Origin of the sequence: Agrococcus sp. Marseille-P2731 (genome assembly GCF_900117395.1) — a bacterium.
Taxonomy (GTDB): domain Bacteria; phylum Actinomycetota; class Actinomycetes; order Actinomycetales; family Microbacteriaceae; genus Agrococcus.
Genome location: NZ_FPEG01000003.1, coordinates 897,276 through 923,434, shown reverse-complemented (window position 1 = coordinate 923,434; position 26,159 = coordinate 897,276). Strand labels below are relative to the sequence as shown.

The following is a 26,159-nucleotide window of genomic DNA, read 5'->3' as shown; positions in this document are numbered from 1 at the left end:
CGCCACCACGACATCCACTCGCACCGAGGAAGCAGGAACCACATGACCAGCACCGTCGCCGTCATCGGACTCGGCGCCATGGGACTCCCCATGGCAGCACGCCTCGCGGAGCGCTTCGAGGTGCGCGGCTTCGACATCGCCGACCAGCGCCTCGCTCTCGCGGACCAGCACGGGGTCGCACCGGCCGCCTCCGCCGTCGAGGCGGTCTCCGGCGCCCAGGCCGTGATCGTCGCGGTGCGGACGGGCGAGCAGCTGCGCGAGCTGCTGTTCGGCGAGGCGGGGCTCGCCGAGCACCTCGACGAGGGCGCGGTCGTGATCCTGACGAGCACGGTGGGCACCGACGGCATCGCCGAGCTGGCCGAGCGCCTGGCCGAGTCGGGCGCGAGCCTCGTGGACGCACCGCTCTCGGGCGGACCCGTGCGCGCGGGCCAGGGTGACCTGCTGATCGTCGTCGGCGCAGCACCTGCAGCGCTGGCGGTGGCGCAGCCGGTGCTCGAGCAGCTCGCCTCGACGCTGACCGTGGTGGGGGACAAGCCCGGCGACGGGCAGGCGCTCAAGACGGTCAACCAGCTGCTCTGCGGCGTGCACATCGCCGCCGCCGCAGAGGCGCTCGCGCTCGCGGATGCGCTGGGCCTGGATCGCGAGCGCACCCTCGAGGCGCTCTCGGCCGGCGCCGCCGGCTCCTTCATGCTCGCCAACCGCGGGCCGCGGGCACTGCAGGCCTATGACGAGGGCGGTGCAGAGGTGCTCAGCCGGCTCGACATCTTCGTGAAGGACCTCGGCATCGTGGGCGCAGCTGCCCGCGCGCAGCACCTCGCGGTGCCGGTGGCGGCCGCTGCCGAGCAGCTCTTCCTCCTCGGTGAGGCGCAGGGGCTCGGAGCCCTCGACGACTCCGCGGTGATCCGGGTGGTCGCCCCCATCCGGCGCTCGCCGCAGGCATAGCGGAGCCACCCGCGCACGGCCCATCGGTCGTCGCTCCGGGACGGCCTCCGCGCGACCCCCGTTCTGGACGGGGGATCGTCACCCATCCTGAACCTGCCCACGCAGGCCTGTGGAGGCATCCTGCGCCTCAGAACGGGGCTGTGCCAGGGTTTCGTGCTCTCGGAGTGCCCGATCGGCGCTCTGAGGCGCGTGCGAAGCCGTCTTTTCGCGGTTGGCGGGGTAGAATCGGAGGGTTGCGCCCTCCCAGGTGGAGAGCGCGGAAGGCGGATGCGAAGAACCATGGTGAACGAGCACGACGCACAGCCCGGACAGCCGGCACCCGAGCCCACCGAGAAGCCCAAGGCCAAGCCTGCTCCGCAGCCCCAGCAGGGCGACTACGGCGCCGATCAGATCCAGATCCTCGAGGGCCTCGAGGCGGTGCGCAAGCGCCCCGGCATGTACATCGGCTCGACCGGCCCGCGCGGTCTGCACCACCTGGTCTACGAGATCGTCGACAACGCCGTCGACGAGGCGCTCGCGGGCCACTGCGACAACATCGAGGTCACGATCCTCGCCGACGGCGGCGTGCGGGTGACCGACAACGGCCGCGGCATCCCCGTCGCCCCGCACTCCTCCGACCCCTCGAAGTCGACCGTCGAGGTCGTGCTCACCGTGCTGCACGCCGGCGGCAAGTTCGGTGGCGGCGGCTACGCGGTCTCGGGCGGCCTGCACGGCGTCGGCTCGTCCGTCGTGAACGCGCTCTCGTCGCGGCTCGAGGTCGAGATCCACCGCGAGGGCCACGTGCACCGCCAGTCGTTCGCGGTCGGCGACCCCGAGGGCGCGCTGCAGACCGGCGAGGCGACCGACCACACCGGCACGACCCTGACGTTCTGGCCGAGCACCGACATCTTCGAGACCGTCGAGTTCGACTACGAGACGCTCGCGAAGCGCTTCCAGCAGATGGCGTTCCTCAACAAGGGGCTGCGCATCGCGATCGAGGATCTTCGCCCAGAGGCGCTGCTCGAGCCCGACGGCGACGACACCTCCGAGGCGCAGCAGCGCTCCGACGCCTTCCTCTACGAGAACGGCCTCAAGGACTACGTGGCCTACCTCAACGAGTCGAAGAAGGCGGAGCCGGTGCACCCGGAGATCATCGACTTCGAGTCGGAGGACACTGAGCGCCGCATCTCGGTCGAGATCGCCATGCAGTGGACGGGCTCCTACCAGGAGGCGGTCTACACCTACGCGAACACGATCAACACGCACGAGGGCGGCACGCACGAGGAGGGCTTCCGCGCTGCGCTGACGACGCTCGTCAACCGCTACGCGCGCACGACGAACCTGCTCAAGGAGAAGGACGAGAACCTCTCGGGCGACGACGTGCGCGAGGGCCTGACCGCGATCGTGTCGGTGAAGCTCGGCGAGCCGCAGTTCGAGGGCCAGACGAAGACGAAGCTCGGCAACACCGAGGCGAAGTCCTTCGTGCAGAAGGTGACGGGCGAGGAGCTCGGCCACTGGTTCGAGTCGAACCCGGCGATGGCCAAGGACATCGTGCGCAAGGCCATCCAGGCCGCGACCGCGCGCATCGCGGCCCGCAAGGCGCGCGAGCAGACCCGCCGCAAGGGCCTGCTGGAGTCGGGCGGCATGCCCGGCAAGCTCAAGGACTGCCAGTCGAAGGACCCGGCGATCTCCGAGATCTTCCTGGTCGAGGGCAACTCGGCCGGCGGCTCCGCAGTGCAGGGCCGCAACCCCTACACGCAGGCGATCCTGCCGCTGCGCGGCAAGGTGCTGAACGTCGAGAAGGCGCGCCTCGACCGCGCGCTCGGCAACGCTGAGATCCAGTCGATGATCACGGCCTTCGGTGCCGGCCTCGGGGAGGAGTTCGACCCCGAGAAGACGAGGTACCACAAGATCGTGCTCATGGCCGATGCCGACGTCGATGGCCAGCACATCACGACGCTGCTGCTGACGCTGCTGTTCCGCTACATGCGGCCGCTCATCGACCTCGGCTACGTCTACCTGGCCGCGCCGCCGCTGTTCAAGCTCAAGTGGACGAACGCCGACCACGAGTACGCCTACAGCGACCGGGAGCGCGACGCGATGCTCTCGGCCGGGCAGGCAGCCGGCAAGCGCATCCCCAAGGACAACGGCGTGCAGCGCTACAAGGGTCTGGGAGAGATGAACTACTCCGAGCTCTGGGAGACCACGATGGATCCCGAGACCCGCACGCTCAAGCAGGTGACCCTCGATGACGCAGCCGTCGCCGACACGATCTTCACCACCCTCATGGGTGAGGATGTCGACGCCCGCCGCACGTTCATCCAGAAGAACGCCCGCGACGTCCGCTTCCTGGACATCTGAGGCTGAGAGAGACCGATGACTGACGAGACGACTCCCGCGGCCGTGCCCTTCGACCGCGACGCCCCGAACCACGGCGCGATCGAGCAGGTCGACCTGCAGCTCGAGATGCAGCGCTCCTACCTCGACTACGCGATGAGCGTGATCGTGGGCCGCGCGCTGCCAGAGGTGCGCGACGGCATGAAGCCGGTGCACCGCCGCGTGATCTACGCCATGTACGACGGCGGCTACCGCCCCGACAAGGCGTTCTCCAAGTGCTCGCGCGTGGTCGGCGACGTGATGGGACAGTTCCACCCGCACGGCGACACGGCGATCTACGACGCGCTCGTGCGCCTCGTGCAGCCGTGGAGCCTGCGATACCCGCTCGCGCTCGGCCAGGGCAACTTCGGCTCCGCCGGTGACGACGAGGCAGCTGCCCCGCGGTACACCGAGACGAAGATGTCGCCGCTCGCCATGGAGATGGTGCGCGACATCGACGAGGACACCGTCGACTTCCAGGACAACTACGACGGCCGCACGCAGGAGCCCTCGGTGCTCCCGGCGCGCTTCCCGAACCTGCTCGTCAACGGCTCCGTCGGCATCGCCGTCGGAATGGCCACGAACATCCCGCCCCACAACCTGCGCGAGGTGGCCGCCGGCGCCATCTGGCACCTCGAGCACCCGGATGCCACGCGCGAGGAGCTGCAGGACGCCCTCATCGAGCGCATCAAGGGGCCGGACTTCCCCACGGGCGCTCAGATCCTCGGCACCAAGGGCATCCAGGAGGCCTACCGCACAGGCCGCGGCTCGATCACGATGCGGGCGGTCGTGAGCGTCGAGGAGGTCAACAACCGCACGGCGCTCGTCATCACCGAGCTGCCCTACCAGGTGAACCCCGACAACCTCGCGCGCAAGATCGCCGACCTCGTGAAGGACGGCAAGCTCTCGGGCATCGCCGACATCGAGGATCAGACCTCCGGCCGCACCGGCCAGCGCCTCGTCATCACGCTCAAGCGCGACGCGGTGGCGAAGGTCGTGCTCAACAACCTCTACAAGCACACGCAGCTGCAGGAGAACTTCGGCGCGAACATGCTCGCGATCGTCGACGGCGTGCCGCGCACGCTGCCGATCGACGGCTTCATCACGCACTGGGCCGACCACCAGGTCGAGGTCATCGTCCGTCGCACGCAGTACCGCCTCGCCAAGGCGCAGGAGCGGATGCACATCCTGACCGCCTACCTCAAGGCGCTCGACGCGCTCGACGAGGTGATCGCGCTCATCCGCCGCTCGCAGACGACGGACGCCGCGCGCACCGGCCTGATGGAGCTGCTGGAGATCGACAAGGGGCAGGCCGAGGCGATCCTCGAGCTGCAGCTGCGCCGCCTGGCCGCCCTCGAGCGCCAGAAAATCCAGGACGAGGCGACCGAGCTCGAGCTGAAGATCGCCGACTACCAGGACATCATCGCGAGCCCCGAGCGCCAGCGCACGATCATCGTCGACGAGCTCGGCGAGATCGTCGCGAAGTTCGGCGACGACCGACGCACCGAGATCATGTACGGCTACGGGGGCGACGTCTCCATGGAGGACCTGATCCCCGAGGAGCAGGTCGTCGTCAGCCTCACCACCGGCGGCTACATCAAGCGCACGCGCATCGATCAGTACCGCGCGCAGCACCGCGGCGGCAAGGGCGTGCGCGGCGCGCAGCTGCGCAGCGACGACGTGGTCGACCACTTCAGCGTCAACTCGACGCACGACTGGATGCTGTTCTTCACGAACCTCGGCCGCGTCTACCGGATGAAGGCGTACGAGATCGTCGAGGCCGGGCGCGACGCCAAGGGGCAGCACGTCGCGAACCTGCTGGCCTTCCAGCCCGACGAGCAGGTGCAGACCGTGCTCACGCTGCGCTCCTACGACCAGGCCGACTACCTCGTGCTCGCGACCCGCGAGGGCCAGGTCAAGAAGACCCGCCTCGAGCTCTACGACACGAACCGCTCGGGCGGCATCATCGCGATCAACCTCGCCGATGACGACCGCCTCATCTCGGCCATGCTCGCGAACTCCGACGACGAGATCCTGGTGATCTCGAAGCAGGGTCGGGCGGCTCGGTTCGAGGCGACGGATGCGGCGCTGCGCCCCATGGGTCGCAACACCGGGGGAGTGCGGGGCATCCGCCTCCGCGACGACGACGAGGCGCTCGCCGCCATGGTCATCGGCGACGAGGGCTACGTATTCGTCGTCACCGAGCAGGGCTTCGGCAAGAAGACCGCCGTGGCCGACTACCCCACGAAGGGCCGCGGCACCCAGGGCGTGCTGACGTTCTCCTCCGGCGGGCACGACCGCGGTGCGCTCGTGGGTGCGACGATCGTCCACGACGGCGACGAGCTGCTGCTCATCCGCACCTCCGGCAAGGTCATCCGCTCGCACGTCGACGAGGTGCGCGCGACCGGCCGCACCACCATGGGCGTGCAGTTCGCCGAGCGCAGCGAGAAGGACCTCGTGATCCAGATCGCGCGCAACGTCGAGGAGGAGGTCGTCGAGGCCGCCGCCGAGACCGCCGCCGCCGCCGATGCGCCCGCTGGCGCCGATGCATCCGCCACCACCGACCCGGAAGACGATGCCGCTATCGTTGACGGCACGGATGACGCAGCTGCGGATGCAGACGCGGGCGAGCCCACCACCGAGGAGAACGACGAATGAGCATTGCCGAGAAGCTGCAGAGCAAGGCGCCTCGTCGCAGCGGATCGAACAAGCAGGTGCGCCTGCGGCTCGTGCACATCGACTTCTGGTCGGCGATGAAGGTCGCGGCGATCCTCGGCCTCGTGCTGGGCGTCGTGCAGCTGGTGGTCGTGTTCGTGATGTGGACGCTGCTGCAGGTCGTCGGCCTGTTCGACAAGGTCGACGAGGTGCTGCGCGACATCCTCGCCAACCCCGACTTCGCCATCACCTCGATGCTGTCGCTGCCGCAGGTGATGATGTTCACGCTGCTCGTCGCAGTGCTGAACTTCGTGGTCATCACGGTGATGGGCGCGGTCATCGCCGTGCTCTACAACCTCTCGGTGCGCGTCACCGGCGGCCTGCAGGTCGGCTTCGCCAACCAGTAGGTCGCGCTGGCGGTGTTCCGGGACGCCGCCCAGACATGGTAGAGTCGATGCTTGTGCTTGGGGCTATAGCTCAGGCGGTTAGAGCGCTTCGCTGATAACGAAGAGGTCCATGGTTCGAGTCCATGTAGCCCCACCAAGCACGATCCCACGGCATGCAGATGCCACGGGGCCTTAGCTCAGTTGGTAGAGCGCCTGCTTTGCAAGCAGGATGTCGGGAGTTCGATTCTCCCAGGCTCCACATCAGAAGCCCGGCCACTGGCCGGGCTTCTCTCGTCGCGCCCGCGATCGCCCGCGCCCTCCCATCCGCCTACCTTCTCCAGCAGAGGACGGATCGGGGATGCGTGCCGAGCAGAGGACGGATCGGCTGCTGGGCAACGCGCGTCCTCTGCTCAGGACGCGTCGGCGACCGGCGAGGCGGTCGCGCCGAGATGCGAGGATGGATGCGATGGACAGGCGGCGAGACTGGCGGCGGCGGATCGTGGGCGCGATCCGCACGGACGCGACCGCACGACCCATGACCGAGGCGATCCTCACGATCGACGAGGTCTACGCGCGGAAGGTCATCGACCTCGCGATGCGCATCGCCGAGGCGCTCACCGCGGTCGGCGCGTCCGCCAACGACGTCGCGCTCGCGACGATCCGCGTCTCGGCCGCTCTCGGCATCCAGCCCGTGCACGTCGACGTGACCTACAACTCGATCACCGTCTCGTACCACCGCCACGACACCGACCTGCCGATCACGCTGCTGCGCGTCGTGCGCGCGCCGGTGCCCGACCACTCGAAGCTGCAGAAGCTGCAGGCGCTCGTGGCAGAGATCGAGGGCGGCCTCGAGCTCGAGCAGGCGCGCTCGCGGTTCCACGCGATCCGGCGCCTGCCCTTCATGTACCGCGCGGCGTTCATCGTGCTCGCGCAGGGCCTCCTCACCGTGGGCGTCGCGCTGCTGTTCGGCGCCTCACCGGTGATCGCCGCGGTCGCGTTCGTGGCCGCCTGCTGCGCCGCCATGGCGCAGCGACTGATGTCGCGCATCCGCATGCCGTTCTTCTTCTCGCAGATCGTCGGCGCCTTCGTCGTCACGACGATCGCGGCGATCACGAACTGGCTCGCGCAGCTGGGCGTGCCGCTGCTCGAGGATGCGCGGCCGTCGATCATCGTCGCTGCCGGCATCGTCCTGATGCTCGCCGGCATGTCGGTCGTGGGCGCGGCGCAGGATGCCATCGACGGGTTCGCCCTGACGGCAGGCGGCCGGATCCTGGACCTCGCGCTCCTGACGCTCGGCGTCGTCATCGGCATCGTCGGTGGGCTCTGGGTGGCTCGCTCGCTCGGCATGGGCTTCGTCGTCTCGAGCGAGGCGACGGCGCTCGGGCCGCTGCCGCTGCAGTTCGCCGGGGTGATCGTCATCGCGATCACCGTGGCGATCTGGAACGGCGCCGGGCTGCGCACCATCGTGGTGAGCGCGCTGCTCGGCTGCATCGCGTGGGCCGGCTACTCGGTGTCCGCGACGGGGGGCCTCGAGGTCGCGGTCGCGAGCGGCATCGGCGCGCTCATCGCGAGCTTCATCGGCATCCTGATCGCGCACCGACTGCACGTGCCGTCGATCGCGGTCACCACCGCGGCGATCGTGCCGATGGTGCCGGGCTCGGCCGTCTTCCGCGGTCTGCTCGAGCTCGTCGAGTCGGATGGCAGCGCCGAGAGCCTCGTGCTCGGTGTCGCGACGCTCATCGTCGCCGGCTCGATCGGCATCGCGCTCGCCGCCGGCTCGTCGCTCGGCCTGTTCCTCGGGGCGCCGCTGCGCGACACCATGGAGAGCCGCGTGCGCTCTCGCGGCCGCATCCGCTGAACCCCGCTCGGCGCCCCCGTCCGCACCCTAGGATGGGCGGATGCGCATGCGAGTGGCCGCCTACGCCCTCATCACGAGGGGCGAGGGCGCCGACCGCGAGATCCTCCTGCCGCACTGGAACGAGAACGGGATGAGCGGATGGACGCTCCCCGGCGGCGGCGTGGAGCCCGGCGAGCACCCAGCCGACGGGGCCGTGCGCGAGGTCAACGAGGAGACGGGCTACGACGTGCGGCTCACGGGCCTGCTCGGCGTCGACTCGGCAGTGCTGCCGGAGTCCAGGCGCGGCGATGCGCTGCAGGCCCTGCGCATACTCTACAGAGCCGAGATCACCGGCGGCGAGCTCGCCATCGAGGTCGACGGCACGACCGACGACGTCGCCTGGCATCCGCTCGACCGCGTCCCGCAGCTGCGCCACGTGCACGCGGTCGACTGGGCGCTGCGCCACCTCGACGACGCCGGCAGCCCGCTGCGCTGACCGCCCGACCGCCCGCCCCGACCGACCCACAGAGCCCCACCATGCATCCACTCATCGTCATCGGCTTCGGCCTCATGATCGCCTGCTGCGTCGTCAGCGGCTTCGACATCTTCCGCACCATCCGTGAGGGCAGGGAGCCAGAGCGGCGGATGCGCTCGTTCCTGCTCTCGGCGGGGCTGCTGGTGGGCGGCGGGGTGCTGGTGCTCATCGGTCTGACCCAGGGCTGAGGGGCACCGATCGCACGACGAAGGGGCCCCGCCAGCTGGCGGGGCCCCTTCGTCGTGCGTCTGATCAGGCCTGCGGTGCGCCGGCCTCCGGGCCGTCGGTCAGGCCGCCCGAGGGCTGGCTCGAGGAGCGCGTGGATGCGTCGCTCGAGGAGTCCTCGGCGTCCGGGATCCAGAGGTCGTCGTCCGCGCGCAGCGTCTGCCACGCGGCGTAGGCTGCGCCGACCACGGCGACAGCGCCGACGCCGATGAGCACCCACTGGATGGCATTGGGGCCGGAGCGGTGCGAGTGCGCGGGAGCGATCTCCGGCACGGTCGCGTACTTGCGGACGTTCTCGATGGCGCCCTTCACTCGGTCGTCCTTGGCGACCTGCGCCATGGCGGCGAAGGAGCCGAGACCGGTCGCGATCGCGGGGACGACGCTGCGGTTCCAGCCGCGGGTGGCCTTCGAGAGGCCGTCGCGACCCGCGTCGACGCTGCGGTTCACCGCGCGCTCGGCCGCGGGCACGAGCGACTCGTTGCTGTAGGCGCGAGCCTGGTCCTTGGCGCGACGAGCGATCTCAGCTGCGTGGTGGCTCACCGCGCGCTGCTCGGCCCAGAGCTTGTCGGCCTGCTTGCGGAGCTTCTTGATCTCCTTGGCGCGCTTGCGCGAGAGTTCGAGTGACATGGCTGTCCTTCCGTGGTCGAAGCCTGGGCGTCATCCTCGCAGGTTTTCCTGGATGCGGCACCCAGTGGTCGGGCACGCTCCCAGGGTGCCGCGACGGAGCGCCCGGAGGCCAGGTTTCGCTGTGCACGAACCTGGTGCTCGCGGCGGCCTCTGCCGCACCCTCCTATGGGAGGATCGAGCCATGGCTCACCACACCGCTGTCGCAACGATCCGCACCAACCTCGGCGAGATCAAGGTCAACCTCCTCGGCGACCACGCCCCCATCACCGTCAAGAACTTCACCGACCTCGCCACCGGCGCGCGCGAGTGGACGCACCCGCAGACCGGTGCGACGTCGACCGCGCCCCTCTACGACGGCGTCGTCTTCCACCGCATCATCCCCGACTTCATGATCCAGGGCGGCGACCCGCTCGGGCAGGGCGTCGGCGGCCCCGGCTACCAGTTCGACGACGAGATCCACCCCGACCTCACGTTCAACGCGCCCTACGTGCTCGCGATGGCGAACGCCGGCAAGGTCGCCGGTCGCGGCACCAACGGCTCGCAGTTCTTCATCACCACGGTCGCCACCCCCTGGCTGCAGGGCAAGCACACGATCTTCGGCCTCATCGAGGACGACGCCTCGCAGCGCGTCGTCGACGCGATCCAGGCCGTGCCGACCGATGGCCGCGACAAGCCCCTCGAGGATGTCGTGATCGAGTCGGTCGACATCCAGCAGGCCTGACCCCCCGTGAGCGCAGCAGCCCCAGCTGACCGGTGCTACCGGCACCCTGATCGGGTCAGCTGGGTGCTGTGCTCCCGCTGCGGCCGCACGATCTGCGGCGAGTGCCAGCAGCAGGCTCCCGTCGGCTCGCGCTGCCCCGAGTGCGTGCGCGAGCTCGCGCAGGAGCAGCGCACGCTCCACCGCGAGACGCGCGTCGCGCACGGCGGGCCGCGCACGGCGGTCGGCGTGCGCATGCGCCAGTGGCTCGCGCAGCCCGCGCCCGTCACGATCGCGATCATCGCGGTGACGGCGATCGTCGGTGCCCTGCAGATCCTCCCGGGCGACCTCTCGGGCTCGCTGCTGTACTTCCTCGGCTACTCGTTGGCCGAGCCCTGGCGCTTCGTGACCTACGCGCTCGTGCATGCGAGCGTGCTGCACCTCGCGTTCAACATGCTCGTGCTCTACATGGTCGGGCCCTCGATCGAGGAGCGCATCGGCAAGCTCCCCTTCCTCGCGGCCTACGTCGTGAGTGCCGCCGGCGCTGCGGTCGCGGTGTCGTGGCTGACGCCGATGTCGGCCGTGGTCGGCGCATCGGGCGCGATCTACGCGCTCTTCGGCATGATGATCGGCATGCAGCGCATGATCGGGCGAGTGCAGCCGGCGCTGCTGGTGATGGTCGGCATCAACCTCGTCATCACCTTCATGTTCGGCGGCATCTCGTGGCCCGCGCACGTCGGCGGCCTCGTGATCGGCTTGGCGCTCGGCTTCGGCATCGGTGCGGTGCACAAGCGGATGCGCGGCGATCAGGCGACGAAGGCGGCCTGGCTCGTCATCGGTGGCGTCACGCTCGTGCTGGCGGCGCTGTTCGCGATCCGGATCGCGCTCATCCTCTGAGGGGCTTCGAGACGGCAGCGGCCGAGGCCGAGGCCTCCTCAGGCTCCTTCGGAGTTCTCCACAGATCTATCCACACCTGGGGAGAACTACATCGGTGTAGTTCGCGCTACTTCCAGCGAGTGGTCATGATGAAGCCGATGAACATCACGACGAAGCCCACGACGATGTTCCAGGCGCCGAGCGATGGCACCGGCAGGGTCGTGCCCGAGATGTAGTAGACGATCACCCAGAGGAAGCCCACCGCCATGAAGCCGAACATCACCGGCTTGAACCACGCGGGGTTGCGCTGCTCGTCGTGAGGGTTGCGCTCGCGGCTCTGCTTGGACTTCGCAGCCGACGCCTTCTCGACAGACTTCTCGCTGGGGCTCATGCAGCCCATGGTAATGCAGCCGAGGCCTAGGATTGATCCCGTGGCCAGGCACCAGGGGGATCGCCGGCGTCGCCCGCGGCGCCGTGCCACGTTCGCGAGCGTGCTGGGCGAGCTGCTCCTGACGCTCGGGGTGCTCGCGCTCGGCTACGCCGGCTGGCAGATCTGGCTCGCGGATGCGGTGCTCGGCGGCCAGCAGCAGCAGGCCGCGCAGGAGGTCGCCGCAGAGCTCGGCCCCAGCACCGTCGCCGCGCCGGACGTCGAGCTGCGCACCGACGAGCCGCCCGCCGAGGCCGTGCCGGGCGACACCGAGACCTTCGCCGTCATGTACATCCCGCGGCTCGGCGAGTTCGAGCGCGCCGTCGGCCAGGGCACGAGCAGGCAGGTGCTCGACTCGCTGCAGCAGGGGCTCGCGCACTACAGCGACTCGGCGATGCCGGGGGAGCTCGGGAACTTCGCGGTCGCCGGGCATCGCAACGGCCAGGGAGGCCCGTTCACCCACCTGGACGAGATGCGCGTCGGGGACCGCGTGTACGTGAAGACGAACGAGGCCTGGTACGTCTACGAGTTCCGCAACCACGAGTACGTCGCTCCCTCCGGCGTCGGCGTCGTGGCTCCGGTGCCGCAGCAGCCCCAGACCCCGGCCGACGGCCGCTACCTGACGCTCACCACCTGCAACCCCGAGTGGTCGGCCCAGGGGCGTCTGATCGCCTACGCGACCTTCGTCGGGTGGCAGAGCCTCGACGACGGCATGCCGGCAGAGCTCGCCGAGACGCTGGGGAGGGCCTGATGTACGCAGGTCTCTGGCGCATCCTGCCCGGTCCCTGGCCGCTCAAGCTCGTCCTCACGCTCGCGCTCCTCGCCGGCGTCGCCTACCTCATGATCTTCCACGTCTACCCGTGGGTCATGCAGGAGTACTTCCCGACACCCGACCCGGTGCTCGACGCAGCCGCCTCGGCGCCCCCCGCATCCCACTCGCCCGCACCCAGCACGGAAGCCGCATGACTCGCATCCTCGTCGTCGACAACTTCGACTCGTTCGTCTACACCCTCGCCGGCTACCTCGAGGAGCTGGGTGCCGAGGTGGTGGTGCGCCGCAACGACGAGGTCGAGGCCGCGTCGATCGCGGACTGGGATGCGGTGCTGCTGTCACCCGGGCCGGGCGCGCCGGTCGATGCGGGCGTCTCGATCCCGATGGTGCACGCGGCCATCGCCTCCCGCACGCCGCTGCTCGGCGTCTGCCTGGGCCACCAGGCGATCGCCGAGGCGCTCGGGGGCGTCGTGACGCACGCTCCCGAGCTGATGCACGGCAAGACGAGCGACGTCGAGCACGACGGCACGACCGTCTTCGAGGGGCTGCCGAGCCCGCTCATCGCGACCCGCTACCACTCGCTCGCGATCGTCGAGGGCACCGTGCCGGAGGTGCTGCGCGTCACCGCGCGCACTGCGGCCGCGGATGCGGTCACGGGCTCGGCGCGCGCCGCGGCGAGCGCAGGCGCGGAGGGCCCCGGTGTCATCATGGCCATCGAGCACCGCCAGGCGCCGGTGTGGGGCGTGCAGTTCCACCCGGAGTCGGTGCTGACCGAGGGCGGGTACCGCATGTTGGGCAACTGGCTCGAGGCCGCCGGGCTCACCGGAGCCGCGGAGCGCGCCGCCGGCCGGGCACCGCTCGTCACGCTCGCACCGCCGCCCGACCACGTGGCCTGAGGGCTTCGATCTGCGCGGTCCGACCCGAGCGGCCGCCGCGGGGCCTCAGCCCTCGTCGCCCTCGCCGCCGCCTTCGCCGCCGCCCTCACCCTCGCCACCGCCGTCGCCTCCACCGTTCCCGGGCTCCTCATCGGACTCGGTCGGCTCCGGTGTCTCCACCGGGTCGGGCGCGGGCTGGCCGTTGCAGTAGAGCAGCGTGATCGTGCTGCCCTGCGGGTGATCGCCGGGGGCGAGCGACTGCTCGACGACGTCGCCGCCCATGCAGCGCACGGTGTAGCGACGCTCGACCGTGAGGCCGAGCGCCTGCATCTCGTCGGCCGCTGCGGCGATCGGCTGACCGGTCACGTCGCCGACCGTCACGAGGCCGTTCGAGAGGACCAGGTCGATCACCGCACCCTGCGACACCGAGGTGCCGGCGCTCGGGTCGGTGCTGACGACGAGATCGGCCGCGACATCCTGCGACGCAGCTCGCGTGACCTCGCCCACCGTGTAGCCGGCGGCCTCGAGCGCTTGCCGCGCCTGCGCCTCCGTGAGGTTCGCGACGCTCATGAGCGGCTCGGGCGGGGGCCCGTTCGAGACGATGAGCGTGACGGGCGCGTCGATGGCGAGGTTGACGCCTGCCGCGGGCTCGGAGCGCAGCACCGTGCCGGCCGGCGCCGCGTCGACCGTGAGGCGCACCTCGGCGGAGAGTCGCGCCGCCTCGACCTCGGCGACCGCTTCGTCCTCCGAGAGGCCGACGACCTCCGGCACCGCCGCGGAGAGCCCGACGAGCGGCAGCTGGCCGAGGCTGAACGCCCAGACGCCGGCGCCGACGACGAGCACCGCGATCAGCGCGACCGCGGCCCAGAGCCAGGCCAGGTGCGGCCGGCGCGATCGGTCGACGACCGGCGCGGGCTCAGGCATCGCGTCGTCGGCGGTGAGAGCGGCGAACATCGTCGTCGCGGCGCCGATCTCGACCGCGGCGGTCTGCGGGGCCTCGAAGGGCACGAGGGTGCCGTCGAGCGCGTCGTCGAGCGACTGCTTGAACTCCGTCGCCGACTGGAATCGGTCATCGCGCGGCTTCCGCAGCGCCTTCGTCACGACCGAGTCCATCTCCGGCGTGATGCCGGGCGTGATGGAGGAGGTGGTGGGCGGCTCCTCGGCCACGTGCTGGTAGGCGACGCCGACAGCCGTGTCGGCCGAGAAGGGCGGCCGGCCCGTCAGCAGCTCGAAGAGGATGACGCCGGTGGAGTAGAGATCGGTGCGAGCATCGACGGACTCGCCGCGGGCCTGCTCGGGGGAGAAGTAGCCGGCGGTGCCGAGGATCGTGCCGGTCTGGGCGACGTTGGCGCTCGTCTCGCTGACGGCGCGCGCGATCCCGAAGTCCATCACCTTGATCTGCCCGCCGGGGGTGACCATGACGTTGCCGGGCTTGATGTCGCGGTGCACGATGCCAGCCCGGTGGGAGTACTCGAGGGCCGTGAGGATGCCCTTGGTGATGCGCACCGCCTCGGCCTCAGGCAGCGGCCCCTCGGCGATGATGTCCTTCACCATGCGCCCGTCGACGTACTCCATGACGATGTACGGCACGGCCGCCGGATCGCCGTGGGCATCGACGGTCGGCTCCTCGCCCGCGTCGAAGACGCGCACGACCGTCGGGTGCGACATGCGCGCCGCCGACTGGGCCTCCTGGCGGAACCGCGTGCGGAACTCGGGGTCCTTCGACAGCTCCGGCTTCAGCAGCTTGACCGCGACCTGCCGGTCGAGCCGGGTGTCGCGCGCGAGGTGCACCTCGGCCATGCCACCCTGACCGATGAGGTCGCCGATCTCGTACCGGTCGCCGAGCGTCCGCAGCGACGCGATGATGCTGTCGGTCATCGCCGCTCCTTCTCCTCGTGCGCCCGCGCGGGGCTCGGGCCTGCTGCCCAGGCATCGCCCGGGTCGGTCGATTCTACGTCAACGACCGATCAGGGGCCCTCGGGGTCCTCCACCGGCGTCGTCTCGATCGGCTCCGTCGGCTCGGGGGTCGGGTCCGGCGTGGGGTCCGGCGTCGGCTCGGGCGTCTCCTCCGGCGCGGTGGCCACCATCGTCAGCGACGGCGAGAAGCCGCTCGTCAGGGTCTCGCCGGAGGCGGAGTCGCAGCGGAAGGCGTAGGACACCTCGTTGGGGCCGGCCGGCATCTGCGTGATGCGCAGCTCGGCGGCCGTCTGCTGCAGGGTCTCCGGCGTGCCGGCCGCCCACTCGATCAGCACGTCGTAGCCGGCGAGCGTGTAGTCCGCCGGGCACGTCGCCGCGTCCCAGACCACCGTGTACGGCGTCCCGGTGCTGAGCGCCTCCGGGTCCTCGTCGCCCGCCATCCGCGGCGGGGTGGTCGGGTCGTCGAGGGCTGCGACGGGGGCATGGATGGTGCCGGTCACCGTGGAGCCGACGGGCACAGGCCCGGTCGGGTCGACAGCATAGATGCGCGCGACATCCTCGGGACTCGTGGCGGGGTCGCCTGTCGTGACGCTCGCGACCAGGTCGAGCGCCTCGATCGCGTTGCGGAACTCCGTCTCGGTCAGCCCCTCGAAGTCGGCGAGGTCGATGGTGACCTCGCCCGGCTCCTCCGGAACCTGCGACGACTCGGTCGGCTGCGGCTCGTCGCGCTGCCCGTTGATGAGCATCATCGCGATCGCCACGCCCGCCGCGACGAGCAGCAGGGCGAGGATCACGACGGGCCAGATCCACGGGTTCGTGCGTCGACGCTCCGCGACCTGCCGCGTGGCCGTCGTGCCTGCCACCGGGAGCGCTGCCGTCACGGGGGTCGACTGCGTCGTGATCACGCGGGTGGCCGCCTGCGTGGGCGAGTCGATGGTCGCGAACGAGTCGGTCGAGGCGATGCCCGGCACGATCGCCGCGGCGCCGGCGATGTCGCCGCGGCGCAGCATGGTGGCCGCGCGCGAGAGGTGTGCCGCGGAGGTCGGGCGATCTGCCGGGGTCTTCGCGATGCACGACAGCACCAGGTTGCGCACCGGCTCCGGCACCGAGCCCGGCAGGTCGGGCGGGGAGTCGTTGATGTGCGCCATCGCGATGGCGACCTGCGACTCACCCGTGAACGGCCGACGGCCGGCCAGGGCCTCGTAGGCGACGATGCCCAGCGAGTAGATGTCGGTCGAGGGCGCTGCCTGCTGGCCGGAGGCCTGCTCGGGCGAGAGGTACTGCACCGTGCCCATCACCTGGCCGGTTGCGGTGAGCGGCACCTGGTCGGCGATGCGCGCGATGCCGAAGTCGGTGATCTTGACGCGACCCTCTGGCGTGATCAGCAGGTTGCCCGGCTTGATGTCGCGGTGCACGAGCCCGGCCTGGTGGGCGGCGTGCAGCGCGGCAGAGGTCTGCGCGACGATGTCGAGCACCTTGTCGGCCGACAGCGTGCGGTCCCGGTCGAGGATCGCGCTGAGCGGTTCGCCCGGCACGAGCTCCATCACGAGGAAGGCGCTGCCCTCTTCCTCGCCGTAGTCGAAGACGTTGGCGATGCCCTCGTGGTTGACGAGCGCGGCGTGGCGGGCCTCGGCGCGGAAGCGCTCCAGGAACCCGGGGTCGCCCATGTACTCGTCTTTGAGGATCTTCAGTGCGACGGTGCGCCCGATGACCTGATCGGTCGCCTGCCACACCTCGCCCATGCCGCCGATCGCGATGCGACTGGTCAGCTGGTATCGCCCACCGAAGGTGAGTCCGCTGGATGGTCTCATGAGTTCAGCACCGCCTCGATCACTGCTCTCCCGATTGGCGCGGCGATCACGTTTGAAGTGTCACCGACGATGTTCTCATCTGGCACGACCACGACGGCGACCGCCACGCTCCTGTCGTCCAGTTCTCCGTACCCCGTGAACCACAGGTTGAAGGGTGCGTCGGTCTCGACGTTGTTCTCGGCCGTGCCGGTCTTGCCACCGACCGTGGCGCCCTGGATCTGCGCGTTCGTCGCGAGGCCCTCCTGCACGGCCAGCTCCATCGTCGCACGCATCTGCGCCGCGACATCCGCCGTGACGGGGTTGCCGAGGATGGTGGCCTCGGGCTCTGCGAGCACGTCGAGGTTCGGCGCGAGGACGCGATCGACCATGTTCGGCCGCATCATCGTGCCATCGTTCGCGATCGCCGCGGTCGTCATCGCGATCTGCAGCGGCGTCACGCGCACCTCGAACTGGCCGAAGGACGTCAGCTGCAGCTGCGACGGCTCGAGGTCGGTCGGGTAGGTGCTCGGTGCGACGGGCACCGGGATCTCGAGGCCCTGGCCGTAGCCGAGCGCCGCTGCCTGCCGCGCGATGGCATCCTCGCCGAGCTCCTCGCCGAGCTGCGCGAAGGGGATGTTGCAGGACAGGATGAAGGCGGTCTCGAGCGTCACGGTCTCGCCGGGCCCGCACGTCGAGCGCGAGGCGTTGCGGATCTCGCGCGTGGAGCCGGTCAGCGTGAGGGTCTCGGGGTTCTCGAATTCGGAGTCGAGCGTGTAGCGGCCGGACTCGAGCGCCGCGGCGAGCACGACGACCTTGAAGACCGAGCCGGGGAAGTAGAGGTCGCCCTCGACCGTTCGGTTCTGCAGCGGGTCCGCGGGGTCGTTCACGAGCTGGTCGTGCAGCTGCTGCACCGCCGCGGTGTTGTGGCTGGCGAAGGCGTTGGGGTCGAAGGTGGGGCTCGAGTACATCGCGAGCACGTCGCCGGACTCGGGGTCGAGCGCGACGACCGCGCCGTTCCTGCCGCCCAGCGCATCCGCGGCCGCCTGCTGCGCCTCGTGGTCGATCGTCAGCTCGACCGAGGAGCCGGCGGCGTCCTGACCGGTGATGGTCGCGACGATCTGGTCGAGGAACTGGCTGTTGGCCGTGCCCGTCAGCTCGTCGTTCATCGCGTCCTCGATGCCGCGGTTGCCCTGCCCGAGGGTGTTGTAGCCCGTGATGTGCGAGTAGAGCTCACCCATCGGGTACTGCCGCTGCCACTCGTACTCGTCGTCGGAGGGCACGGAGAGCGCGACCTGCACGCCGTCGACGACGATCGAGCCGCGCTCGACCGCGAAGGAGTCGTAGAGCGAGCGGGTGTTGCGATCGTCGGCGTGCAGCGAGTCGGCCTGCACCGCCTGGATCATGGTCGACGAGCCGAAGAGCCCGACGAACATCACCAGCAGCAGCGTGCTGACGTGCCGGATCGGGCGCCGCATGCTCTGGTCGTTCGAGGCGTCGCTCATGCGATCCCCCTTCCGCGCACCGAGTCGCTCAGCCTCAGCAGCAGCGCGACGATGAGCCAGTTGGCCAGCAGCGACGAGCCGCCGGCGGCCAGGAACGGCGTCGTCAGCCCCGTGAGGGGGATGAGGCGGGTCACGCCGCCGACGACGATGAACACCTGCAGCGCGATCACGAAGGCCAGGCCCACGCCCAGCAGCTTCGTGAAGTCGTCCGGCCCCTGGAAGCCGATGCGCAGGCCGCGCGAGACGAGGACCAGGTAGAGGCCCAGGATGGCGAACATGCCGGTCAGGCCGAGCTCCTCGCCGAGCGACGGGATGATGTAGTCGCTGTTGGCGTACGGGGTCAGGCCGGGGCGCCCGAGCCCGAGGCCGGTGCCGAGCAGCTCGCCGTGCGCCATCCCGAAGACGCCCTGCACGATCTGGTACGAGCCGCCCGGGGCCAGGAAGACCTCGGGGTCGAAGGCGTGCACCCAGGCGTGGATCCGCCGCTGCACGTAGCCGAGCGAGAAGTAGGCGGCGACACCGCCGACGGCGACGAGGCCGACGCCGATGAACATCCAGGAGCGCCGCCCGGTCGCGACGTAGATCATCACGAGGAACAGGCCGAAGTAGAGCATCGCGGTGCCGAGGTCGCGCTGGAAGACGAGCACGAGCATGCACATCCCCCAGACGAGGAGGATCGGGCCCAGGTCGCGCAGCCGCGGGAAGCGGATGCCCAAGAAGCGCCTGCCGACCACGGAGAGGGAGTCGCGCGCGGTCATCAGGTAGCCGGCGAAGAAGATCGCCAGGGCGATCTTCGCGAGCTCTCCCGGCTGGAACGACGCGAAGCCGCCGACGCTGATCCAGACGGTCGCGCCGTTGATCGTGCGGCCGAGGCCGGGGATGAGCGGCAGCACCAGCAGGATGAGGGCGACCGCCATCGCGACGTAGCGGTAGCGCGCCAGCACGCGGTGGTTTCGGATCAGCACGATCGCGGCGATCGCGGTGACGAGCGCGAGCGCGGTCCAGACGATCTGCCGCATCGCGGCGGAATCCCAGCCCGTCAGGCCCTCGCCGATGTCGATGCGGTAGATCATGGCGATGCCGAGGCCGTTGAGCACGGTCGCCACGGGCAGGATGATCGCGTCGGCCTCGCGCGCCACGACGCGCAGCGCGATGTGCATGGCGAAGGTGAGGATGCCGAGCCCAGCGGCGAGCTGCAGCGGGAAGATGTCGATGCGCTGCAGCGCGCCCAGCTGCACCAGCACCATCGCGGCGCCGCCGATCGCCCACGCGATGAGCAGCAGGAACAGCTCGAGGTTGCGCAGCTTCGCAGGGTTGCGGATGCGCACCTTGATGGCCTCGGTGACGTCGCGCAGCTGCAGGCTGCCGGTCTGGAGGCTGACCTTGTTGAGGCTCGTCGGAGCGGTGCGGTCGGTCACGGTGCCGGCTCCAATCGCTCGACGATGGCGCGCGCAGCCTCGAGCGAGGCCGCGGAGAGCGTCTCCTGGACGTTCCGCTGGTTGAAGGGCGACAGGTCTTCGACCGCGATGTCGGTCTCCTCGACCTCGGTCGCGAGCACGATCGGCCCGATCTGCTGCTGGATGCCTTGGTAGATCGCCACGTTGCCGGCCTCGTTCGCACCCACGAAGTAGCGGTCCTGGGTCCAGTTGTAGAAGATCGTCGACAGCACGACAACGCCGATCACGGCGACGAGGGCGCCGAAGCTCCAGATCAGCTGGCGGTTGCGGCGCATGCGGCGCTGCTCGGCGAGCAGCTCCTGCAGGAACTCCTCGCTCTCGGGCTCGAAGTGCTCGAAGGCCGGCTGCATGCGCGACTGCCGCGGGTGCATGATCAGCTGGCCGAGGCTGACGGAGGTGCGCTCGGGCTCGACGGCCTCGTAGCTGATGGGCGCAGCGGCAGAGCCGACCGTCGTCGGCGGGATCGACGACGAGTGCCGCTCGTCGATGTCGCATAGCACGACCGTCACGTTGTCGGGCGCCCCGCGCGAGAGCGACTCGTTGACGAGCCGCTGCACGGTGGAGGGGGTGTCGAGCCCCTGGGCGAGGATCGCGCGGATGCGCTCCTCGTCGACGTAGCTCGAGAGGCCGTCGGAGCAGACGAGCCAGCGGTCCCCTGGCAGGGCCTGCTCGACGGCCGTGTCGATCTCGGGGTGCTGCTCCACGTTGCCGAGCACGCGCATGACGACGTTGCGGCGCGGGTGGTGCTCGGCCTCCTCGCGGGTGATGCGACCGGCATCGACGAGCTTCTGCACGAAGGTGTGGTCGGTGCTGATCTGCTCGAGCGCCCCGACCCGGTATCGGTAGATGCGGCTGTCGCCGATGTGCGCGATGCCGACGCGGTCGCCCACGCGGATGATGCCGGAGCCCGTCGTGCCCATGCCGGAGAGCTCGGGGTGCTCGAGCATGGCCTGCTGCAGCGCGTCGTTGCCGTCGCGGAGCGCTGCCGCGAGCGTCTGGGCCGCCTCCTCGGCGGTCTCGTACTCGCGGTCGGCCTCGCGCGCCTTCCGAGTGACGATGGCGCTCGCGACGTCGCCGCCCGCGTGCCCGCCCATGCCGTCCGCGACGAAGTAGAGCCGGGAGCCGGCGTAGCCGGAATCCTGGTTCTCGGTGCGGATCCGGCCGACGTGGCTGATCGCTGCCGCGAGCGGTGCGCTCAAGCTCAGCGCCTCAGCTCGAAGGTCGTCGTGCCGATGCGCACCGAGCTGCCGACCCGCACGGTGGTCGACTCGCTGATCCGCTTGCCCTCCACGAAGGTCCCGTTGGTGGAGCCGAGGTCCTGCACGACCCACTGGTCGCGCCAGCGGACGATCTTCGCGTGGTTCGTCGAGGTGTAGTCGTCCTTGATCTGCAGCCCGCTGCCCGACGAGCGGCCGATCGTGAGGCCGGTCTCCGGCAGCTCGAGCTCGAGCCCTGCGCGAGGGCCGGAGGTGATGACGATGCGGCCGGCCTGCCCGCGCTCGGCGCTCGGGGCGGCGGATGCGGTGCCCGGCCCCGCACCCGAGGTCGCCCGCGCGTTCACCGTCGTGGGCGCATCCGCTGACCCGATCGACGGCCCGCTCGACGGCGACGCGGTCTCGCGCGTGCGCTGGCTCTCCACCGCCACCCGCTGGAGCGGGGTGAGGCGCGGGCCGAAAAGGTCGCTGCGGAGCGAGTAGAGGACGATGAAGATGAACAGCCACAGGACGGCGAGGAAGCCGATCCTGATGATGATGAGGGTCAGCTCGCTCACGCTTGCTCCTTCGACTGCGCCAGCAGGCGGTAGACGATCCGCGTGGCGCCGATGTCGATGATCGAGTCGGGCTCGAGGAGCGCGCTCTTGAGCGCCCTGCCGTTGAGCGTGGTGCCGTTGGTGGAGCCGAGGTCGCTCACCTGGGCGCGCGTGCCGTCCCAGATGATCTCGGCGTGCTTGCGGGAGGCGCCGGCGTCGTCGACGGTGATGTCGGCGTCGGAGCCGCGGCCGATGACCGTGCTGCCCTTGCGCAGCCGGTGGCGCTTGCCCTTGATGTCGACCACGGCCATCCAGACCACCTCGCCCGCCTCGCTGTCGGAGCGGATGTCGAGCATGCCGGTGGAGAGGCCCTCGTCGGGCTCCAGTCCGAGGTCGATCGGGCCGGCGAACGAGTAGCCGGACTGCCGGGCGTGCGTCTGGAGCGTGCCCGTGAGCTCGTCGAGCAGGGTGTCACCGAGGCGGCGCAGCTTCTGGAAGTCGGTGGGGGCGAGGCGCACGGTGAGGTGGTTCGGCACCAGGATGCGGTCGCGGGAGACGACGCTGGCCTGGGTGTCGAGCTCGCGCTTGAGCGCGCTCGCGATCTCCACCGGCTCCACGCCGGAGCGGAACGTCTTCGCGAAGGCGCCGTTGACGGCCTTCTCCAGTCCACGTTCGATCGAGTCGAGGAATCCCATGAGTGTCGTCACCTCCCTTCAGCCGCCGTTAGCGTACCTGCCGCGGCTCAGAACCTGATATTCTCGGTGAGTTGCCCTGCGAACGTAGGGCTTCGCGCGAGTGGCGGAATTGGCAGACGCGCTGGCTTCAGGTGCCAGTGTCCGCAAGGACGTGGGGGTTCAAGTCCCCCCTCGCGCACGATTGGCCCCGGGCTCCACCCCGGGGCCTTTCGCTTGCCCGGGGGCTGTTGCAGACTGCAGCCATGCCCGCCTATGTGCGTCCCGAGATCGTCATCCCGTCCGTCCGCGACGCCGATGGCGAGTTCGTCCCCTTCGGGGAGCGCTGGCGGCAGCCGCCCGAGAAGTCGTACTCGGGCGTCACGCATCCCGAGCGCTTCGCGCCGCTACAGCGGGTCGCCGAGGCGCTAGTCGAGCATCTGGTCGCGACCTATGAGGTCGATCTCGAGCAGGGGCCCGCGATCGCGGCGGCGCTGCCATACCCACCCGAGGACGTGGTGCGTGCCGTGCGCCTGACGCCGCGCGACAGGGTCGCCGCACCGATCTCGATCGTGCTCACCCGCTTCCCGGGCGTGATGGTGCACGCGGGTGTGCTGCAGTTCGATGCCTTCCCCGCGTGCGGCTGCGACGCCTGCGACGAGGACGTCGAGCGACTCGTCGGCGAGCTCGAGGATCTCGTGCTCGCTGTCGCGCGCGGCTGGCTCAAGGAGACGGTGACGCCGCGCGGCGTGCACCACCGGGTGGAGTTCGCGTCGGGCTCGCGATCCGGGACTGCGGACGCAGAGGAGCTGGGGGCCGAGCGGCTGCATGCGGCGCAGGAGCGGCTGCGCGAGCGGCCGAACGGGTGGCAGGCGTGGCCTTTGCGGGTGGGGTGACGGGGTCTCGTGACGCGTGCGCCTGCGGCGCGCGCTCCTCGACCTGCAGAGCGTGCGCCTGCGGCGCGCGCTCCTCGACCTGCGGAGCGTGCGCCTGCGGCGCGCGCTCCGGCTCCTGAGCTGGCCGAAGGGCGACCAGCGGGCAAGGAGCGCGCGCCCGCAGCCTCAGGGCTCCAGCACGACCTTGATGCAGCCGTCGTCCTTCTTCTGGAAGGTCTCGTACATCTCGGGTGCGCGGTCGAGCGGCACGCGGTGCGTGACGAGGTCCTGCGTGCCCAGCGGGTCGGAGGGATCCTCGACGAGGGGCATCAGGGTGTCGCGCCACGCCTGCACGTTGCACTGCCCCATCCGGATCGTCAGCTGCTTGTCGAACAGCGTCATCATCGGGATCGGGTCGGCCGTGCCGACGTAGACGCCGCTGAGCGAGACGGTGCCGCCGCGGCGCACCGCGTCGAACGCGGTCATCAGCGCAGAGAGCCGGTCGAGCCCACCGTGCTGCATCATCGGCTTCGACAGCGCGTCCGGCAGCATGCCGACGACAGCCTGGGCGGTCGCGGCCCCGGGCGAGCCGTGTGCCTCCATGCCGACCGCGTCGACGATCGAGTCGGGCCCGCGCCCGTCGGTGGCCTCCTGCAGCGCCTCAGTCGCGCCCGCCATGTCGAGCGTCTCGATGCCGTGGCGCTCAGCCATGGCCCGCCGCTCCGGCACCGGGTCGACGCCGATCACGCGGTGGCCGAGGTGCCGGCCGATGCGGGCCGCGAACTGGCCGACCGGCCCGAGCCCCAGCACGGCGAGCGTGCCGCCCTCGGGGACGTCGGCGTACGCGACGCCCTGCCACGCCGTCGGCAGGATGTCGCTGAGGAACAGGTAGCGGTCGTCGGGCAGCTCGAGGCCGACCTTGGTGGCGTTGAAGTCAGCGAAGGGCACGCGCAGGCGCTCGGCCTGCCCGCCCGGCACCGAGCCGTAGAGCGAGGTGTAGCCATAGAGCGCGGCGCCCGTGCCCTCGTCGCGGTTCTGCGTCGTCTCGCACTGCGTGGTGAGGCCGCGCGAGCACATGAAGCAGTGGCCGCACGCGATCACGAAGGGGATGACGACGCGGTCGCCGGGCGTCAGCGACGTGACGCCCGAGCCGACCTCCTCGACGATGCCCATCGTCTCGTGGCCGAGCACGTCGCCCTTGTCGAGGAACGGGCCGAAGAGCTCGTAGAGGTGCAGGTCGGAGCCGCAGATCGCCGTCGACGTGACCCTGATGACGACATCGGTCGGCTGCTCGATGCGCGGGTCCGCCACCTCCTCGACGGTGACGGTGCGCTTGGACTGCCAGGTGAGTGCTCGCATGAGCCCGACGCTACGTGAATGGGGTACATGAAGACACCCCGTTCTCCTGTGAATCCCATCACCAGACGACGGATGCGGCCCCGCACGCCGGCGGGACCGCATCCGTCATGCGCGCGTCAGGCTGGGCCGCGCCCGTCGCCCGTCGCCGGCAGGCGGCCGTCGACGAGCTCGTGGTTCGGGTCGTTCACCTTGCCGATGAGGTCCTGACCGATGGCGAGGCGATCGACGTCGTCGTCGCCCGGCACCACGTCGCCGCGCAGGCTGCGCCCGGCGGTCTCGTTGAAGGTCCAGATGGCGATGAGCCCGATGATGCCGGCGATCGTCATGTAGAAGCCGGGCACGAGGTTCGACCCGGTCTCGCCGATCAGCCACTCGTTGATGAGGCCCGCCGGGCCGCCGAGCAGCGAGGTCGCGACGTTGTAGCCGAGCGCGAAGCCGGCGTAGCGCACCGTCGTCGGGAAGAGCGCAGGCAGCGTCGCCGAGATGTTGCACAGCAGCATGACGAGGAAGATGCCGAAGATCGACAGGCCGAGGATCTGCAGCAGCACGACGCCGGTGGTGAGCAGCATGACCGCGGGGATCGAGAAGAGCGTGAAGCCGATGGCTGCGGTGAGCAGCACCGGCCGCCTGCCGACCCGGTCGGTGAGCGCGCCGAGCGGCACGATCACCGCCATCATCACGAGCTGCACGCCCACGAGCATCAGGCCGGACTGCGTCGCATCCATGTCGAGCGAGGTCGTCAGGAAGGTCGGCATGTAGGTGAGCACGAGGTAGAAGGCGGTGTTGATGAGCACCGTGATGCCCATGATCTTCAGCAGCTGCTTCGGCTGCTTCGTGATCAGGTCGCGCAGCACCTGCCACGCGCTCGTGCGGGTGTCCTGCTGCTTCGCCTCGGTGAAGGTGTCGGAGTCGTGCAGGCGCGCGCGCATGAGCAGCGCGACGAGGCCGAGCGGCAGCGTCAGCAGGAACGGCAGGCGCCACCAGCCGGCCTCCATGCCCTCGGGCCCGACGATGAACTCGAGGCCCGTGACGAGGATCGCGGCCATCGAGAAGCCCAGCAGCGTGCCGAACTCGAGGAACGAGCCCCAGAAGCCGCGCCGGTCGTCCGGTGCGTGCTCTGCCATGTAGACGGCCGCGCCCGCGTACTCGCCGCCGGCCGAGAAGCCCTGGATGATGCGGAGCGAGAAGAGCAGGAGGGGTGCGAGCCAGCCGACCTGCTCGAAGGTGGGCAGGATGCCGATGCAGGCGGTCGCCACCGAGATCATGATGATCGTGAAGACGAGCACCTTCTGACGGCCGATCCGGTCGCCGAGCGGGCCGAGCACGGCGCCGCCGATGGGGCGGATCAGGAACGAGACGGCGAAGCCGAACAGCGCCCAGAGGGTGGAATCCTCGCTGCCGCCGAAGATCTGGCTCGACAGGTGCACGACGAGGTAGCCGTAGATGCCGTAGTCGAACCACTCGATGGCGTTGCCGGCCATGGCGCCCATGACCGACTTCTTGACGGTCTTGCGCTGGATGGGAGAGAGGTCGAGCTCTCTCGTGATGGGGGGAGGCTCGTGCGCGGGGGCGCCTCCTGCTGCGGTCTGCTCGGTCATGCCGTGTCCCTTCTGGTGGTGCCTTGGGGGTC

The 26,159-nt window shown here is 70.2% G+C and carries 24 protein-coding genes and 3 tRNA genes; 16 read left to right on the top strand and 11 right to left on the bottom strand.

All coding sequences use genetic code 11. The annotated features are described in order from the left end of the window. Positions 1-42: 42 nt before the first annotated feature. The 9 genes from BQ6202_RS12570 to BQ6202_RS12530 all read left to right on the top strand — a co-directional run bounded on the left by BQ6202_RS12570 (position 43) and on the right by BQ6202_RS12530 (position 8,898). The gene (locus tag BQ6202_RS12570; protein WP_072314737.1) at positions 43-942 is read left to right on the top strand and encodes an NAD(P)-dependent oxidoreductase; all 900 of its coding nucleotides are present in this window, start codon (positions 43-45) and stop codon (positions 940-942) included. 279 nt (positions 943-1,221) lie between these two features. Further along, complete coding sequence (gene gyrB / locus BQ6202_RS12565) at positions 1,222-3,282, top strand: DNA topoisomerase (ATP-hydrolyzing) subunit B (protein ID WP_072314736.1); 2,061 nt, start codon at positions 1,222-1,224, stop codon at positions 3,280-3,282. Between the two features lie 15 nt (positions 3,283-3,297). Next, positions 3,298-5,955: a DNA gyrase subunit A gene (gene gyrA, locus BQ6202_RS12560; RefSeq protein ID WP_083587272.1), complete on the top strand. Its 2,658-nt coding sequence runs from the start codon at positions 3,298-3,300 to the stop codon at positions 5,953-5,955. Then, positions 5,952-6,359 carry a DUF3566 domain-containing protein gene (locus BQ6202_RS12555; protein ID WP_072314735.1) on the top strand — a complete coding sequence of 136 codons (408 nt, stop codon included), beginning with the start codon at positions 5,952-5,954 and terminating at the stop codon, positions 6,357-6,359. The genes gyrA and BQ6202_RS12555 overlap by 4 nt, the downstream gene beginning before the upstream one ends. Before the next feature lie 59 nt (positions 6,360-6,418). Further along, a tRNA-Ile gene (locus tag BQ6202_RS12550) sits at positions 6,419-6,495 on the top strand. Positions 6,496-6,524: 29 nt separating this feature from the next. Next, positions 6,525-6,597: transfer RNA gene (locus tag BQ6202_RS12545), tRNA-Ala, on the top strand. Between the two features lie 207 nt (positions 6,598-6,804). After that, complete coding sequence (locus BQ6202_RS12540) at positions 6,805-8,196, top strand: threonine/serine exporter family protein (RefSeq protein ID WP_072314734.1); 1,392 nt, start codon at positions 6,805-6,807, stop codon at positions 8,194-8,196. 40 nt (positions 8,197-8,236) lie between these two features. Further along, positions 8,237-8,671, top strand: coding sequence for an NUDIX hydrolase (locus BQ6202_RS12535; RefSeq protein ID WP_072314733.1), 435 nt, complete (start codon positions 8,237-8,239; stop codon positions 8,669-8,671). A gap of 41 nt (positions 8,672-8,712) precedes the next feature. Next, entirely contained in the window at positions 8,713-8,898 is a 186-nt protein-coding gene (locus BQ6202_RS12530) for a hypothetical protein (protein ID WP_072314732.1), read from the top strand. Between the two features lie 64 nt (positions 8,899-8,962). Here the strand turns inward: BQ6202_RS12530 and BQ6202_RS12525 are convergent, their stop codons facing one another. Further along, a complete protein-coding gene (locus tag BQ6202_RS12525) occupies positions 8,963-9,562 on the bottom strand; it encodes a hypothetical protein (RefSeq protein WP_072314731.1) in 600 nt (199 codons plus the stop codon). A gap of 181 nt (positions 9,563-9,743) precedes the next feature. On the opposite strand from BQ6202_RS12525, the gene BQ6202_RS12520 reads away from it, so the two are divergent. Beyond that, positions 9,744-10,283 (top strand): peptidylprolyl isomerase, encoded by a 540-nt coding sequence (locus BQ6202_RS12520; RefSeq protein ID WP_072314730.1) that lies wholly within the window; start codon positions 9,744-9,746, stop codon positions 10,281-10,283. Positions 10,284-10,346: 63 nt separating this feature from the next. Then, positions 10,347-11,156, top strand: a complete 810-nt coding sequence (locus BQ6202_RS12515; protein WP_083587271.1) for a rhomboid family intramembrane serine protease — start codon at positions 10,347-10,349, stop codon at positions 11,154-11,156. Between the two features lie 106 nt (positions 11,157-11,262). On the opposite strand, the gene BQ6202_RS12510 is transcribed toward BQ6202_RS12515, so the two are convergent. Next, entirely contained in the window at positions 11,263-11,526 is a 264-nt protein-coding gene (locus BQ6202_RS12510; protein ID WP_072314728.1) for a cell division protein CrgA, read from the bottom strand. Positions 11,527-11,566: 40 nt separating this feature from the next. Here BQ6202_RS12510 and BQ6202_RS12505 point away from each other — a divergent pair, with 40 nt between their 5' ends. From BQ6202_RS12505 to BQ6202_RS12495, 3 genes are read left to right on the top strand one after another with little or no spacing between them, the layout of a single operon-like run. After that, a complete protein-coding gene (locus tag BQ6202_RS12505) occupies positions 11,567-12,313 on the top strand; it encodes a class E sortase (protein ID WP_159433646.1) in 747 nt (248 codons plus the stop codon). Next, positions 12,313-12,528 carry a hypothetical protein gene (locus tag BQ6202_RS12500; protein WP_072314726.1) on the top strand — a complete coding sequence of 72 codons (216 nt, stop codon included), beginning with the start codon at positions 12,313-12,315 and terminating at the stop codon, positions 12,526-12,528. Before BQ6202_RS12505 ends, BQ6202_RS12500 begins: the two co-directional genes overlap by 1 nt. Further along, a complete protein-coding gene (locus BQ6202_RS12495; RefSeq protein WP_072314725.1) occupies positions 12,525-13,229 on the top strand; it encodes an anthranilate synthase component II in 705 nt (234 codons plus the stop codon). Before BQ6202_RS12500 ends, BQ6202_RS12495 begins: the two co-directional genes overlap by 4 nt. Before the next feature lie 45 nt (positions 13,230-13,274). Here BQ6202_RS12495 and pknB read toward each other — a convergent pair whose 3' ends face one another. The 7 genes from pknB to BQ6202_RS12460 all read right to left on the bottom strand — a co-directional run bounded on the left by pknB (position 13,275) and on the right by BQ6202_RS12460 (position 22,319). Next, complete coding sequence (gene pknB / locus BQ6202_RS12490) at positions 13,275-15,086, bottom strand: Stk1 family PASTA domain-containing Ser/Thr kinase (protein WP_143143727.1); 1,812 nt, start codon at positions 15,084-15,086, stop codon at positions 13,275-13,277. Between the two features lie 89 nt (positions 15,087-15,175). Next, positions 15,176-16,936: a protein kinase domain-containing protein gene (locus BQ6202_RS12485; RefSeq protein WP_072314724.1), complete on the bottom strand. Its 1,761-nt coding sequence runs from the start codon at positions 16,934-16,936 to the stop codon at positions 15,176-15,178. After that, positions 16,933-18,417, bottom strand: a complete 1,485-nt coding sequence (locus tag BQ6202_RS12480; RefSeq protein WP_234946211.1) for a peptidoglycan D,D-transpeptidase FtsI family protein — start codon at positions 18,415-18,417, stop codon at positions 16,933-16,935. Before BQ6202_RS12480 ends, BQ6202_RS12485 begins: the two co-directional genes overlap by 4 nt. Beyond that, on the bottom strand, positions 18,414-19,778 hold the full coding sequence (locus BQ6202_RS12475; RefSeq protein ID WP_072315175.1) for an FtsW/RodA/SpoVE family cell cycle protein: 1,365 nt from the start codon (positions 19,776-19,778) through the stop codon (positions 18,414-18,416). The genes BQ6202_RS12480 and BQ6202_RS12475 overlap by 4 nt, the downstream gene beginning before the upstream one ends. A 53-nt stretch (positions 19,779-19,831) precedes the next feature. Continuing rightward, positions 19,832-21,073 (bottom strand): PP2C family protein-serine/threonine phosphatase, encoded by a 1,242-nt coding sequence (locus BQ6202_RS12470; RefSeq protein WP_072314723.1) that lies wholly within the window; start codon positions 21,071-21,073, stop codon positions 19,832-19,834. 2 nt (positions 21,074-21,075) lie between these two features. Beyond that, positions 21,076-21,645, bottom strand: coding sequence for an FHA domain-containing protein FhaB/FipA (locus BQ6202_RS12465; protein WP_072314722.1), 570 nt, complete (start codon positions 21,643-21,645; stop codon positions 21,076-21,078). Then, positions 21,642-22,319 (bottom strand): FhaA domain-containing protein, encoded by a 678-nt coding sequence (locus BQ6202_RS12460; protein ID WP_072314721.1) that lies wholly within the window; start codon positions 22,317-22,319, stop codon positions 21,642-21,644. Before BQ6202_RS12460 ends, BQ6202_RS12465 begins: the two co-directional genes overlap by 4 nt. A 94-nt stretch (positions 22,320-22,413) precedes the next feature. Here BQ6202_RS12460 and BQ6202_RS12455 point away from each other — a divergent pair. Next, positions 22,414-22,497, top strand: a tRNA-Leu gene (locus BQ6202_RS12455). Between the two features lie 64 nt (positions 22,498-22,561). After that, complete coding sequence (locus BQ6202_RS12450; RefSeq protein ID WP_072314720.1) at positions 22,562-23,191, top strand: DUF6226 family protein; 630 nt, start codon at positions 22,562-22,564, stop codon at positions 23,189-23,191. A 165-nt stretch (positions 23,192-23,356) separates the two neighbouring features. Here the strand turns inward: BQ6202_RS12450 and BQ6202_RS12445 are convergent, their stop codons facing one another. After that, complete coding sequence (locus BQ6202_RS12445; protein ID WP_072314719.1) at positions 23,357-24,529, bottom strand: zinc-dependent alcohol dehydrogenase; 1,173 nt, start codon at positions 24,527-24,529, stop codon at positions 23,357-23,359. Between the two features lie 116 nt (positions 24,530-24,645). Beyond that, positions 24,646-26,127 (bottom strand): MFS transporter, encoded by a 1,482-nt coding sequence (locus BQ6202_RS12440; RefSeq protein WP_072314718.1) that lies wholly within the window; start codon positions 26,125-26,127, stop codon positions 24,646-24,648. Between the last annotated feature and the right edge of the window lie 32 nt (positions 26,128-26,159).

Excerpts from the sequence above, each read along its gene's own strand:
- BQ6202_RS12570 (WP_072314737.1), top strand. The coding sequence starts at position 43 with ATGACCAGCACCGTCGCCGTCATCGGACTCGGCGCCATGGGACTCCCC.
- gyrB (WP_072314736.1), top strand. The coding sequence starts at position 1,222 with ATGGTGAACGAGCACGACGCACAGCCCGGACAGCCGGCACCCGAGCCC.
- gyrA (WP_083587272.1), top strand. The coding sequence starts at position 3,298 with ATGACTGACGAGACGACTCCCGCGGCCGTGCCCTTCGACCGCGACGCC.
- BQ6202_RS12555 (WP_072314735.1), top strand. The coding sequence starts at position 5,952 with ATGAGCATTGCCGAGAAGCTGCAGAGCAAGGCGCCTCGTCGCAGCGGA.
- BQ6202_RS12540 (WP_072314734.1), top strand. The coding sequence starts at position 6,805 with ATGGACAGGCGGCGAGACTGGCGGCGGCGGATCGTGGGCGCGATCCGC.
- BQ6202_RS12535 (WP_072314733.1), top strand. The coding sequence starts at position 8,237 with ATGCGCATGCGAGTGGCCGCCTACGCCCTCATCACGAGGGGCGAGGGC.
- BQ6202_RS12530 (WP_072314732.1), top strand. The coding sequence starts at position 8,713 with ATGCATCCACTCATCGTCATCGGCTTCGGCCTCATGATCGCCTGCTGC.
- BQ6202_RS12525 (WP_072314731.1), bottom strand. The coding sequence starts at position 9,562 with ATGTCACTCGAACTCTCGCGCAAGCGCGCCAAGGAGATCAAGAAGCTC.
- BQ6202_RS12520 (WP_072314730.1), top strand. The coding sequence starts at position 9,744 with ATGGCTCACCACACCGCTGTCGCAACGATCCGCACCAACCTCGGCGAG.
- BQ6202_RS12510 (WP_072314728.1), bottom strand. The coding sequence starts at position 11,526 with ATGAGCCCCAGCGAGAAGTCTGTCGAGAAGGCGTCGGCTGCGAAGTCC.
- BQ6202_RS12500 (WP_072314726.1), top strand. The coding sequence starts at position 12,313 with ATGTACGCAGGTCTCTGGCGCATCCTGCCCGGTCCCTGGCCGCTCAAG.
- BQ6202_RS12495 (WP_072314725.1), top strand. The coding sequence starts at position 12,525 with ATGACTCGCATCCTCGTCGTCGACAACTTCGACTCGTTCGTCTACACC.
- pknB (WP_143143727.1), bottom strand. The coding sequence starts at position 15,086 with ATGACCGACAGCATCATCGCGTCGCTGCGGACGCTCGGCGACCGGTAC.
- BQ6202_RS12485 (WP_072314724.1), bottom strand. The coding sequence starts at position 16,936 with ATGAGACCATCCAGCGGACTCACCTTCGGTGGGCGATACCAGCTGACC.
- BQ6202_RS12480 (WP_234946211.1), bottom strand. The coding sequence starts at position 18,417 with ATGAGCGACGCCTCGAACGACCAGAGCATGCGGCGCCCGATCCGGCAC.
- BQ6202_RS12460 (WP_072314721.1), bottom strand. The coding sequence starts at position 22,319 with ATGGGATTCCTCGACTCGATCGAACGTGGACTGGAGAAGGCCGTCAAC.
- BQ6202_RS12450 (WP_072314720.1), top strand. The coding sequence starts at position 22,562 with ATGCCCGCCTATGTGCGTCCCGAGATCGTCATCCCGTCCGTCCGCGAC.
- BQ6202_RS12445 (WP_072314719.1), bottom strand. The coding sequence starts at position 24,529 with ATGCGAGCACTCACCTGGCAGTCCAAGCGCACCGTCACCGTCGAGGAG.
- BQ6202_RS12440 (WP_072314718.1), bottom strand. The coding sequence starts at position 26,127 with ATGACCGAGCAGACCGCAGCAGGAGGCGCCCCCGCGCACGAGCCTCCC.